Raw genomic sequence first — 12,897 nt, forward strand, 5'->3', positions numbered from 1 at the left:
AGATGTCAAAGTTAAGAATTGTTCATTATATTAACCAGTTCTTCGCTAACATCGGCGGCGAGGAAAAGGCTGATTACCAGCCAGAATTAAGAGAAGGCATTGTAGGCCCTGGTATGGCGTTCAACCAGGCATTCGGAGAAGAGGCAGAAATCGTAGCTACCGTTATCTGCGGCGACTCTTACTTCAACGAGAACGTTGAAGCTGCTAAGAAGACCATTCTGGATATGATTAGCAGCCAGAAGCCAGACGCAGTTATCTGCGGACCGGCATTCAATGCAGGACGTTACGGCGTTGCCTGCGGTACCGTTGCACTGGCAGTTAAGGAAGAGTTAAACCTTCCGGTCCTGACTGGTATGTACAAAGAGAACCCGGGCGCTGATATGTACAAGACAAAAGTATATATCGTTGAGACAAAGAACAGCGCAGCCGGCATGAGAAGTGCTGTTGCTACCATGGCTCCTCTGGCACTTAAGCTTGCCAAGGGTGAGAAGCTTGGCTCCTCCAAGGAAGAGGGCTATATGCCGAACGGCATCCGTGTCAACTTCTTTGAGGACAAGAGAGGCTCCCAGAGAGCTGTTGAGATGCTGGTTAAGAAGCTGGCCGGCAAGGAATTCACAACCGAGTTCCCAATGCCTGACTTCGACAGGGTAGAACCAAATCCGGCTGTTAAGGATATGGCTCATGCAAAAATCGCTCTGGTTACCTCCGGCGGTATCGTACCAAAGGGCAACCCGGACCACATCGAGTCCTCCAGTGCTTCCAAGTACGGCAAATATGACATCGATGGTGTCATGGACCTGACAGAAGCTACATATGAGACTGCTCACGGCGGATACGACCCAGTATATGCCAATGAAGATTCAGACAGAGTCCTTCCTGTTGACGTTTTAAGAGAATTTGAAAAAGAAGGAAAAATCGGCAGCCTGCACAGATATTTCTATACGACAGTTGGTAACGGTACATCCGTAGCTAACTCCAAGAGATTTGCTGCAGAGTTTGCACAGGAGCTGAGGAATGACGGGGTAGATGCGGTCATTCTGACCTCTACCTGAGGTACCTGTACACGTTGCGGTGCAACGATGGTAAAAGAAATTGAAAGAGCAGGAATCCCTGTAGTTCATATTGCAACTGTAGTTCCGATTTCACTGACAGTAGGAGCTAACCGTATTGTTCCTGCTATCGCTATTCCTCATCCTCTTGGAAATCCGGCTCTGACCTTGGAAGAAGAGAAGGATATCAGAAGGAGAATACTTACTAAGGCTCTGACAGCACTGGAGACCCCGGTTACAGAGCAGACTGTATTTGAGTAAACCGAAGCTAGACATCCGTAAAAAAGAACTTTGCCGGTCCTTCCAATGGTGCCTAAAGTTACCATGGTATGATTCAACAACGTTCTGAAAATGGTGTAATTGCACAAAAAAGAGTTTGCATTCCGTCAGATTAATGATAAAATATTATTTGAAGCGGCATTTTGCAAACCCTGAAATTCAATTGATGTGTAAGGAGATATTCTGATGGACAAGATTTATGATGTCATCATTCTGGGTGCAGGTCCTGGCGGACTTGCAGCCGGAATCTATGCGGGAAGAGCGCGTCTGGATACGCTGCTCATTGAAAAAGGAAAAGACGGCGGACAGATTGCCATCACGGACGAGATTGAGAATTATCCCGGACAGATGGTAGACGGCGAGAGCGGTCCTTCCCTGATTGAAAGAATGACCAAGCAGGTCGAGAAGTTCGGTGCTGAGCGTGTCAGCGATACCATTGTCAGCGTTGATATCGAAGGCCCGGTAAAGACACTGGTTGGCAGCAACGGAACTTATAAGGCACGTACCCTGATTATCGCTACCGGCGCTTTCCCAAGGCCAATCGGCTGCAAGGGCGAGGGCGAGTTCATGGGCAAGGGCGTTTCCTACTGTGCAACCTGCGATGCTTCCTTCTTCGAGGATTTGGAAGTATTCGTGGTTGGCGGCGGCGATTCTGCTGTTGAGGAAGCCATGTACCTGACTAAGTTTGCAAGAAAAGTTACTGTCATCCATCGCCGTGATGAACTGCGTGCAGCAAAATCCATTCAGGAGCGCGCGTTCAAGAATCCTAAGCTGTTCTTCATGTGGGATACAGTTGTGGAAGAGCTTCACGGAGACGGCATCCTTTCCGGCATGACTGTTAAGAATGTTAAGACAGGTGAGCTTACAAGAATCGATGCAGACGAGGACGACGGCCTGTTCGGCGTATTCGGCTTCATCGGATACAACCCAAGAAGCGAACTGTTCGAAGGCAAGTTAGAGATGGACCGCGGATATATCAAGACCGACGAAGACATGCATACCAGTGTGGAAGGCGTGTACGCAGTTGGCGATATCCGTGTAAAGAGCTTAAGACAGGTTGTTACTGCTGCTGCTGACGGAGCAATCGCTTCCATGCAGGTTGAGAGATGGCTGGCAGAGCAGAAATAAGTGATTCATAGTTGAGAAAGGAAGGTAATACCAATGGTAGATTTAACCAAGGACAATTTTGAAGAAGAAGTATTGAAGGCTGAAGGCACAGTACTGGTTGACTTCTACGGTGATGGATGTGTACCATGCCAGGCTCTTATGCCACATATCCATGCTATGGAGGGTGATTACGGCGATAAGATTAAATTCACCTCTTTAAACACCACCAAGGCACGTCGTCTGGCAATCGGACAGAAGATTCTTGGTCTTCCTGTTATCGCTATCTACAAGGGCGGCGAGAAGGTTGCCGAGTGCGTTAAGGACGATGCAACTGTTGAGAACATCAAGGCTATGATTGAGGCTAACTTATAATTTGTCCTCAGACAACCGCATTATTTTACTAGCAACCGTCAATACTGACGTTTGTCTATATTATGGCGCCGGGCATACGCCCGGCAGCCAAATTAAATACCAAAAATAAAATAAGGAGGAAAACGGATATGGCAATTTTGAAAGACAAAAAAGTCATCATCATCGGAGACCGTGACGGTATTCCGGGACCAGCCATAGAAGAATGCGTAAAGACCGCAGGCGCCGAAGTTGTATATTCTTCAACTGAGTGCTTCGTCTGAACGGCCGCTGGTGCTATGGATCTGGAAAATCAGAAGAGAGTTAAAGATTTCGCTGAGCAGTACGGCGCTGAGAACATTGTAGTTGTTCTTGGAGCAGCAGAGGGTGAGGCAGCTGGTTTAGCTGCAGAAACCGTTACAGCAGGCGATCCTACTTTTGCAGGTCCTCTAGCAGGAGTCCAGTTGGGACTAAGTGTATTCCATGTTTGTGAGAACGAAATCAAAGATGAGGTTGACAGCAGCGTTTATGACGACCAGATTAGTATGATGGAGATGGTTATGGACGTTGATGACATCGCTAAGGAGATGTCTTCCATCAGAGAGCAGTATTGCAAATATTTATAATTAAAATGTAATTCCCCTGGAGGCTCTTCATGGGGTCTCCGGGGGTTTTGTGCAATAAAGGGGTTTTATTGTGCAACTATGCTAGTACTGCATTGCGCAAGTTCCAGTATGGTACATAGCTGTAATCCGCATCAGCAGCGCGGAGACAGCCGCGGACTGAGACTTGCGCAACGCAGTACTAGATGTCATAAATTATGGTGAGGTGAAGGAATGAACGGTTATGCAGTTTTAAAGGGTGCCAGCTATACATTGGCGGTTACACCTGATATGGTTATTCACAATGGTACAACACAGACAACAGAGATGATTGTTAATCCTGAGTCAGAATATTTGAAGGAACTTCCAAGTCATTTGAGGAGTTTTGAGGATGCCGTTAACTATATGCCGAACCAGGTATATATTGGCAATGAAAAGCCACAGAAGATGGCTGAGGTTGGATTCCCCTGGTATGATAAATTGATGGAGGGAGCCAGCAAAGAAGGTAAGTACGGCGAAATCATGCCGGAAGATGAATTTTACGGTCTGATTCAGATTTGTGACGTATTTGATTTGGTTAAACTGGAAAAGGGATTTGCAGCTGATGTTAAGGCTAAGCTGTCTGCTCATCACATGTTTACAGACGAGCATGTAGCGGTTCTTGATAAGAACAGCGAGACAACAGAAGAAGAAATCGCTGCCCTGGTAAATGACGAGCATGCAGAGCCTCTGTACTATAACAATGTACTGGTTGGCGCTGTTAAGAGAGCTCATGATGTGGATGTAAACTTATCCGCACACGTTATGTTAGAGAACCTGGTTACAAAGGCTTCTAACGTATTATCCTTACTTAACTTGGTAAAAAAGGCAGGAGTTAATCCGGCTGATATAGATTATGTAGTTGACTGCTGCGAGGAAGCATGCGGCGATATGAACCAGAGAGGCGGCGGCAACTTTGCAAAGGCTGCAGCTGAGGTTGCAGGATTTGTTAACGCAACCGGATCTGACGTAAGAGGCTTCTGTGCAGGACCAGCTCATGCAATGCTTCACGCAGCTGCCCTGGTAAAATCCGGCACATTTAAGAACGTTGTGGTTACAGCCGGCGGCTGTACCGCTAAATTAGGCATGAACGGCAAAGACCATGTGAAGAAGGGCCTTCCGATTCTGGAAGACGCTATCGCTGGCTTCTCCGTATTAGTAAGCGCTGACGACGGTGTAAGCCCGCAGATTAGGACTGATATCGTTGGACGCCACACCGTTGGAACAGGTTCCGCTCCTCAGAACGTTATCTCCTCCCTGGTAACCAATCCTCTGGATGAGGCTGGTTTAAAGATTGTGGATATCGACAAGTACTCTCCTGAGATGCAGAACCCGGATATCACCAAGCCGGCAGGCGCAGGCGATGTTCCGGAAGCAAACTACAAGATGATTGCTGCCCTGGGCGTTAAGAGAGGCGAATTACAGCGCAATGAGATTGCGGATTTCGTTAAGGAACATGGTATGACAGGCTGGGCTCCCACCCAGGGACATATTCCTTCAGGCGTTCCTTACCTGGGACTTCTGAGAGATGAAATCCTGGCAGGCGAGACAAAGCGCGCCATGATTATCGGTAAGGGAAGCTTATTCCTTGGAAGAATGACCAATCTGTTTGACGGCGTATCCTTCGTGGTTCAGGCCAACGACGGTTCTGCTTCAGAAGAGAGCGGCGGCGTGGATGAGAGCAAGGTAAAGGCTATGATTGGCCAGGCCATGAGAGCGTTTGCTGAGGGTCTGATGGGCGAAGAGGAATAATTTTCACCGAGAGAAAGGAAATATGTTATGTCTGATAAGAAAATAAAAGCTATGATTGCTAATACTTTTCTTGAGGTGGCCGATGCTCTTGAAACAGGACAATATGGCAAAAAGCCGGTTATCGGCTTCGCCTCAGAAGGCAGCGAACATGGCCAGGATAATATCGAAGAAGCCATGAAGATTGCCGAGATGAAGGGACTTAAGGCTGTCCTTATCGAGGGGGAAGACCTTCATAAGAAAATGGAAGAGATGCTGGATTCAGGCGAGATTGACGGCGCCGTTACCATGCACTATCCATTCCCCATCGGTGTGTCCACAGTCGGAAAGGTTATCACCCCGGGCAAGGGAAAACCAATGTATATCGCAACTACCACAGGTACGTCCGACACAGACCGTATCAGCGGCATGGTAAAGAATGCAATCTATGGAATTATTGCGGCAAAGGCTGACGGCGTGGAGAATCCAACCGTGGGCATTGCTAATATTGACGGCGCACGCCAGACAGAGAAGGCTCTGCTCAAGCTGGCTGAGAACGGCTATGACATTCATTTCGCAGAGTCCGTAAGGGCTGACGGCGGCATTGTCATGAGAGGAAACGACCTGTTAGGCGGAACGCCTGATATCATGGTTATGGATTCACTTACAGGCAACCTGATGATGAAGGTATTCTCCTCCTACACCACAGGCGGTAATTACGAGTCCCTTGGATTCGGTTACGGCCCTGGTATTGGTGAGGGTTATGACCGTCTCATCATGATTGTATCACGTGCTTCCGGTGCGCCTGTTATTGCAGGAGCCATGGAGTTCGCCACCAACCTGGTCCGCCATGACTGGAAGAAGGTTGCTGATGAAGAATTTGAGAAGGCTAACAAGGCCGGACTTAAGGATATCATCAACGAGCTGAAGTCTGCAGGCAAGAAGGATGCTGGCGCAGCAGCCGAGGAAGTGAAGATGCCTCCTAAGGAAGTGGTTACTTCACAGATTCCGGGTATCGAGGTTATGGACCTGGAGGATGCTGTTAAGGCACTGTGGAAGGCCGGCATCTATGCGGAGAGCGGCATGGGCTGTACAGGACCCATCGTACTGATGTCCGATGCCAACAAGGATAAGGCCCATGAGATTCTGAAGGCCGCCGGATACGTCAGCTAAGTACATGCTGGTCAGGCCCTTCTGGCCTGATACCATACTGAAAGCCATTCATTCATAAGTTATATGTTCCGTGTCCGCGGAGAAATTCCGCGGCGCGGAATATAATATAAAGTTTTCGCGATAACATTTAGAAAGTTATGGATTGACAGACAACTGAATACATGATAGTATATTAAAGTTAAATGCTATCCAAAAGATATGGAGGTAGATAGGTTGCTGGTGTGCCTCGCGGTCTTCAAAACCGTTGTGGGGGGTTAAGAGCCCTCTGGGTGGGTTCGATTCCCACCTCCTCCGTTTAAACCATATCTGTAGTGGAGGTAATATATGATGGAAGATAGAAGAGAGTTACTCCGAAAGATTCCGAAAATAGACGAGGTGCTGCAGGATGAGCGTCTCTTTTTTTTTACGGAAAGTACGCCCAGGTCAGTGATTGTTGACTCAGTGAGGGAAGTCATTGAGGAGCTGAGAAAAGACATCCTGGAAGGCAAACGGAATCAGGTGGGGACAAAGGAAACACTGATGACAGAAATTGTGGCGCGCATCACAGGCAAGAAGAAAAAGAGCCTGCGTCGGGTCATAAATGCAACAGGAGTGGTGCTTCACACCAATCTGGGAAGGGCAAATCTGTCGGACAAGGCCTGCGAGAGCATCATGGACGTGGCCAGGAACTATACAAACCTGGAATATGATGTAAAGCGGGGGTCCAGAGGTTCCCGCCATGACCATGTGGAGAAAATTCTGACCAAGATTACGGGCGCGGAAGCAGCCATGGTGGTCAACAACAATGCGGCGGCAACCATGCTCTGCCTCTCTGCTCTGGCAAAGGACAAGGAAGTCATTGTATCCAGGGGAGAGCTGGTGGAAATAGGCGGTTCCTTCCGGGTGCCGGAAATCATGGAACAGAGCGGCGCCAAGCTGATGGATGTGGGAACCACCAACAAGACAAAGCCATCGGATTATCTGAACGCTTATCACGAAGGTGAGACCGGCGCCCTGATGAAGGTACACACAAGTAACTACAGGATACTGGGATTCACCCAGGAGGTGGAACTTCCTGAGATGGTGGAGCTGGGTAAAAAATTAAATCTTCCGGTTATCTACGATATGGGAAGCGGTCTTATGGCAGACCTGACAGAGTATGGGGTGGACGAGCCCACGGTTCTGGATGCCTTAAAGACCGGCATAGACGTGATTCTGTTCAGCGGGGACAAGCTGTTAGGCGGACCCCAGGGCGGTATCATTGCAGGAAAGAAAGAGTACATTGATAAAATGAAGGCCCACCCCCTGGCAAGGGCATTCCGGGTGGACAAGATGACGCTGGCAGCTATGGAGGCCACCTTCTTTGAGTATTCGGATATCCGCCAGGCCAGAAAAACCATCCCTGTGCTGAACATGATTACCACGCCGGCAAAAGAGCTTAAGGACAAGGCAGAGCGCCTGGCCGAAGCCATCCGCGGGGTAACCCATAACTTTACCGTGGAGGTAGAGGCGTGCAAGGACCAGGTGGGAGGCGGCTCCGCGCCAACCGTGCTCCTGGACGGATATGCGGTGGCCATACAGGGCAGAGCGCTGACGCCGGAGAAGATTGAGCGTCTTCTCCGCAAGGAAGAGATTCCGATTATTGTCAGGATTACCCATAACCAGGTATATCTGGATGTGAGGACCATCAGGGAAGATGAGTTTGAATATATTGTAGCAGCATTTTTGGCAATGGACAGCAGACAGGTTGAGGGGTGATAATATGCAAAATGTGATAGTAGGAACAGCCGGTCATGTGGACCACGGCAAGACATGTCTCATAAAGGCTCTTACAGGGACGGATACGGACAGACTGAAGGAGGAGCAGAAAAGGGGAATCACCATAGAGCTGGGATTCGCCAACCTGCCCAATGATGCCGGAATCCATATTGGTATTATCGATGTTCCGGGCCATGAGAAGTTCGTGAAGAACATGCTGGCAGGTATTGGCGGCATAGACCTGGTGCTTCTGGTCGTTGCCCTGGATGAGGGCGTTATGCCCCAGACCGTGGAGCACTTTGAGATTCTGAAGATGCTCCATATCAAGCAGGGCATTGTGGTGTTTACCAAGGCCGACCTGGTGGATGAGGACTGGGCCGAGCTGGTAAATGACGATGTGGACAACCTGGTCAAGGGGACCTTTATGGAAAAGGCCGACCGCATCCAGGTATCTGCTTATACCGGCAAAAATATCAATGAGTTAAAGCAGATGATAGTGGATAAGGTAAGGGCGGCTGGCGCCAGGCGCCAGGAAAAGGAACTGTTCCGCCTTCCCATAGACCGTGTATTTACCATGGAAGGATTTGGTACGGTTGTTACCGGCACCCTTTTGGAGGGCTGCTGCCAGGTAGGACAGGAGGTAGAATTGTATCCCACTGAAAAAACAGTTAAAATCAGGGAGATACAGACCCATGGCCACAAGGTGGACATGGCCTATGCGGGGCAGAGAACAGCCCTGAACCTGGTGAACATTAAAAAGGATGAGATTAACAGGGGAGAGGTTCTGGCTGCCCAGGATTCCCTGCTGAAAAGCCAGTTCATAGATGCTAAGGTGCAGCTGTTTTCATCCACGGACAGGGAACTGAGAAACGGGGACAGGGTCCACATCAACTATGGATCGGCCCAGGCCATATGCAAGGCAGTCCTGCTTGACAAGGACGTGCTGTCCGCGGGCGAGGAGGCCTATGTGCAGTTCCGTTTCGACGAGCCTGTGGCCGTAAGGAGGAATGACAGGTTCATCATCCGTTTCTATTCGCCCACCATTACCTTCGGCGGAGGCATTGTGCTGGAGGCAGAGGCCTTAAAGCATAAGAGGAACCACGATGAGGTCATTGACAGCCTTCATATTAAGGAGCTGGGCACTGATTTGGAGGTACTGGAGCTGGAGCTTAAAGAGGAGAGCCGGTACTTCCCTGTTCCAAAGATACTGGCTACCAAGCTGAACTGGACCAACCAGGAGACAGAGGAGCAGTTGGAGGTCCTGGTCAAGGGAAAGAAGGCCATCCGCCTCAGCGATGGGAGCTTTATCCATAAGGATTACTGGAATGAAATTACACAGTTTGGTACCGAGCTTCTGAACCAGTTCCATAAGGAGAATCCTATTTCCGACGGTATGGAGAAGGAAGAATTTAAGAGCCGTATATTGGATAATTTTAAGATTCGGGAGTCCAGGAAAGCAGATGTCCTCTTAAATGAGATGATAAAGCGCAGCATCACGGTTACCATGGCAAGCGCCATTGCAGCCGCTGGATTTAATGCTGAATATTCCCATGAGCTTAAGGGGATGTTAAAGGAGATAGAGGAGACATACCTGAAGGCGGGATATGAGATACCGGCCACGGACGATGTAATCAATAAATTCAAGGACAAAAAGATGGCCAAACAGATTGCGAATGATTTGGTGAAGAAAGGCACATTGGTCAAGATAAATCCCGGCGCCCTGATTCATAAGGACAACTGGGACAAAGCCATGGGACTTCTTAGGGGATACTTTGAGAGCCATCCCACCATTTCCCTGGGTGATTACAGGGATTTGCTGGGAACCTCCAGAAAGTATGCCGTTCTGTTCCTGGAGTACTGCGACCAGCAGAAGATAACAAAGAAACAAGACGATGTGCGTATTCTTGTCCAGAAGACAAGGTAGGCGGCTATGGAATTCAGACAATTAGAAGCATTCGTAAATGCGGTAAAGTACAAAAGTTTTTCAAAAGCAGCAGATGCCACCTTCCTGACCCAGCCAACCATCAGCGCTCATATCAATAACCTGGAAAATGAGCTGGGAACAACCCTTGTGAACCGTACAGGAAGGGAGATAACCCTTACAAAGCAGGGCGAGCTGTTTTATCCCTATGCCATCGACATGCTCCATACCCGGTCCCAGGCACTGGCAACCGTGCAGACCCAGTGCGAGGCAATGGATGGTGTTCTGGATGTATATGCGTCCAGTATTCCGGGACAGTATTATCTTCCAAGGCTCATAGGGGAGTTTCACGCCAAATGCCCGAAAATACGGTTTTATGTGGACCAGTCGGACAGCAAGACGGTGATTGACAATGTTATGAGCCAGAAGGGTGAGATTGGACTCACGGGCTATAAGATGCATAACAGTCTGGTGTATGAGCCGGTTTTCATGGATGAGCTGGTGCTGATTGTGCCGGACACGGAAAAGTTTGCACGGTGGAAAAAGGGAAGTACGGTGAGCTTCCAGGACTTTGAACATGAGACATTCATTCTGCGCGAGGAAGGCTCAGGCACAAAGCAGGAGATGGAAAAGGCGGAAATCCACGGTGTGCCTGTGTTTAAAAATGTGGATGTGATTGCCCGGATGAACAGCACTGAGGCCATTAAGCAGGCAGTGGCCGGAGGCTTGGGAATATCCATTCTCTCCAGGATGGCTGCCGGTGAAAAGGAAGAAAGCCACCGGATTAAATATTTAAAGATAGACGGCCTGGAGAAGAAACGGACCTTTTACATGGTATACTGCAAGAACATTCGCCTGTCTCCGATTGCGGAGGCATTCCGGGACCTTGTGATTGAATACAGGGACAGGAACTGGCAGCAGGATATCGGGCGGTTTATGTAGCGGGTTATGTATGAATCAGGCGGGAATAGTGTTTTGTATAGAAAAAGTCTATATTAAAAAGCGGTTCCATGTTTTTTTGAATTGGATTTGCCCCTTCCATTTTGGTAAGATGATTAAGGAAATATAGGTAAAACATGAATTGATTTACGAATGATTTTCAGTTGATTTTACCAAAAGAAAAGGGGATATGATTATGAATCTGACAAGTTCTAAAAAGACACTGCTCCTGTCCGGAGTGGCGCTGGGAATACTGGCATGTATTCTCGCTTACTTTGGAAACCCAAAGAACATGGCTATCTGCGTGGCCTGCTTCATCAGGGATTCCGCCGGGGCCATGAAGCTTCACACGGCAGCTGTTGTGCAGTATTTCAGGCCTGAAATCGTGGGCTTTGTCTGCGGCTCCTTCCTGATTGCCCTGGCAACCAGGGAATACCGTTCCACAGCCGGGTCGTCTCCCATGCTGCGTTTTATCCTGGGCGTCATCATGATGATTGGCTCCCTGGCATTCCTGGGATGCCCGCTGCGCATGGTAATCCGCATGTCAGCCGGTGATTTAAATGCATATGTAGGATTCATCGGATTTGCGGCCGGTGTATTTACAGGTACAATCGCCTTAAAGCAGGGCTTTTCACTGGGAAGGGCTCATGAAACCGGAAAGATAAACGGGGCAGTGCTCCCGGTTGCCCTGGTGATATTGTTTGTACTGAGCCTGACCACCACATTATTTGCATTCAGTGAAAAAGGTCCTGGCAGCATGCATGCACCAGCGCTTCTTGCTCTGGTTGTGGCCCTGTTGTTTGGCGCCATAGCACAGAAATGCAGAACCTGTTTTGCAGGCAGTATCCGCGACGTCATTTTAATGAAGAATTTTGATTTGATTACTGTCATCGGCGGACTGTTTGCTGTCATGCTGGTGTTTAACCTGGCCACAGGCGGCTTCAAGCTTTCCTTTGCAGGACAGCCGGTAGCACATTCACAACATATCTGGAATATCCTGGGACTTTACGCTGTTGGTTTTGCAGCGGTCCTGGCAGGCGGATGCCCGCTGCGCCAGCTGGTCTTAGCCGGTCAGGGCTCATCTGACTCTGCGGTTACATTCCTTGGGCTTCTTGTGGGAGCTGCTTTCTGCCACAACTTCGGGCTGGCTGCATCCGCGGCAGCGGCAGCCACCGCAGATACCCCGGCGGCGCCAGGCGGCCTTGCCGTGGCCGGCAAGGCTGCGGTGATTGGATGTATTGTCATCCTGTTCATCATTGGATTTGTGCCAAAGTCAGAGGAAGGGAAATAGGAGGTAGGAGATATGTACGAAGTAGATGCAAGAGGACTATCCTGTCCGGAGCCTGTATTGCTGACAGCGGCGGCCCTTAAGAAACACAAGGGAGAGACAGTCAGGGTGCTGGTCAGTGAACCTCATACCAGGATGAATGTTGAAAAGTACGCAAAGAGCCAGGGAAAGACGGCTACAGTAACCGAAAAAGGGTCTGAATTTGAAATAGTGATTGAATAAAACAGATGTCCCGGAGTCACAGCGTGTCTGAACCAGGGCTTCTGAAACCGGATGCTGCAGTGGAAGGTGTCAGGCTGTTTGACAGCCTGGTGACAGTCTGCTGCAGCATATTTTTAGATACGAAAGGATTGATGGGATGAGAAAAAAAGAACCGAAATTAATTATTACATTTCATACCACGGCTGAAGCCATTGCCATGGAAAAGCTTTGTAAGGAGAACCGGAAGTCAGGAAGGATGATACCGGTGCCCAGGGAAATATCCGCGGGCTGCGGCCTTGCCTGGTGCTGCGAACCTGACATGGAAGAAGAGATGGCAGGGTTTATGAAGGAAAAGGGCGTGGAGCATGAGGAAATGGTTCAGCTCATGTACTGATATCAGGGTGTATGCCAACAGATGTCCCGCCCCGTGTATGAATGTTGGGCGGGACCGGATTGTGATTGGAATTTCCCGATTGATAAGGTGGG

Annotated in this window: 12 protein-coding genes and 1 tRNA gene; all 13 read left to right on the forward strand. The window is 49.1% G+C overall.

What is annotated here, in order from left to right:
* Positions 1-2: 2 nt before the first annotated feature.
* Positions 3-1,310, forward strand: a complete 1,308-nt coding sequence (gene grdB, locus I2H39_RS26360) for a glycine reductase complex selenoprotein B (RefSeq protein ID WP_138310415.1) — start codon at positions 3-5, stop codon at positions 1,308-1,310.
* A gap of 204 nt (positions 1,311-1,514) precedes the next feature.
* Entirely contained in the window at positions 1,515-2,456 is a 942-nt protein-coding gene (gene trxB / locus I2H39_RS26365) for a thioredoxin-disulfide reductase (RefSeq protein WP_138310414.1), read from the forward strand.
* A gap of 33 nt (positions 2,457-2,489) precedes the next feature.
* The gene (locus tag I2H39_RS26370; RefSeq protein WP_002565763.1) at positions 2,490-2,807 is read left to right on the forward strand and encodes a thioredoxin domain-containing protein; all 318 of its coding nucleotides are present in this window, start codon (positions 2,490-2,492) and stop codon (positions 2,805-2,807) included.
* Positions 2,808-2,935: 128 nt separating this feature from the next.
* Positions 2,936-3,409: a glycine/sarcosine/betaine reductase complex selenoprotein A gene (gene grdA / locus I2H39_RS26375; protein ID WP_080548683.1), complete on the forward strand. Its 474-nt coding sequence runs from the start codon at positions 2,936-2,938 to the stop codon at positions 3,407-3,409.
* A gap of 210 nt (positions 3,410-3,619) precedes the next feature.
* Positions 3,620-5,176 (forward strand): glycine/sarcosine/betaine reductase complex component C subunit beta, encoded by a 1,557-nt coding sequence (gene grdC, locus I2H39_RS26380; protein ID WP_138310413.1) that lies wholly within the window; start codon positions 3,620-3,622, stop codon positions 5,174-5,176.
* Between the two features lie 27 nt (positions 5,177-5,203).
* A complete protein-coding gene (grdD, locus tag I2H39_RS26385; RefSeq protein WP_138310412.1) occupies positions 5,204-6,325 on the forward strand; it encodes a glycine/sarcosine/betaine reductase complex component C subunit alpha in 1,122 nt (373 codons plus the stop codon).
* 200 nt (positions 6,326-6,525) lie between these two features.
* Positions 6,526-6,619, forward strand: a tRNA-Sec gene (locus tag I2H39_RS26390).
* 33 nt (positions 6,620-6,652) lie between these two features.
* Positions 6,653-8,062 carry an L-seryl-tRNA(Sec) selenium transferase gene (selA, locus tag I2H39_RS26395; protein WP_347708611.1) on the forward strand — a complete coding sequence of 470 codons (1,410 nt, stop codon included), beginning with the start codon at positions 6,653-6,655 and terminating at the stop codon, positions 8,060-8,062.
* 4 nt (positions 8,063-8,066) lie between these two features.
* On the forward strand, positions 8,067-9,986 hold the full coding sequence (gene selB, locus I2H39_RS26400) for a selenocysteine-specific translation elongation factor (RefSeq protein WP_195627934.1): 1,920 nt from the start codon (positions 8,067-8,069) through the stop codon (positions 9,984-9,986).
* Positions 9,987-9,992: 6 nt separating this feature from the next.
* Positions 9,993-10,925 (forward strand): selenium metabolism-associated LysR family transcriptional regulator, encoded by a 933-nt coding sequence (locus tag I2H39_RS26405; RefSeq protein WP_138310409.1) that lies wholly within the window; start codon positions 9,993-9,995, stop codon positions 10,923-10,925.
* A 193-nt stretch (positions 10,926-11,118) separates the two neighbouring features.
* A complete protein-coding gene (gene yedE / locus I2H39_RS26410) occupies positions 11,119-12,213 on the forward strand; it encodes a YedE family putative selenium transporter (RefSeq protein WP_138310408.1) in 1,095 nt (364 codons plus the stop codon).
* A 12-nt stretch (positions 12,214-12,225) separates the two neighbouring features.
* Entirely contained in the window at positions 12,226-12,432 is a 207-nt protein-coding gene (locus tag I2H39_RS26415) for a sulfurtransferase TusA family protein (protein WP_138310407.1), read from the forward strand.
* Between the two features lie 136 nt (positions 12,433-12,568).
* The gene (locus tag I2H39_RS26420) at positions 12,569-12,805 is read left to right on the forward strand and encodes a DUF3343 domain-containing protein (RefSeq protein ID WP_138310406.1); all 237 of its coding nucleotides are present in this window, start codon (positions 12,569-12,571) and stop codon (positions 12,803-12,805) included.
* Positions 12,806-12,897 lie beyond the last annotated feature (92 nt).

Source organism: Clostridium sp. 1001283B150225_161107_B6, from assembly GCF_015556325.1.
Classification (GTDB): domain Bacteria; phylum Bacillota; class Clostridia; order Lachnospirales; family Lachnospiraceae; genus Enterocloster.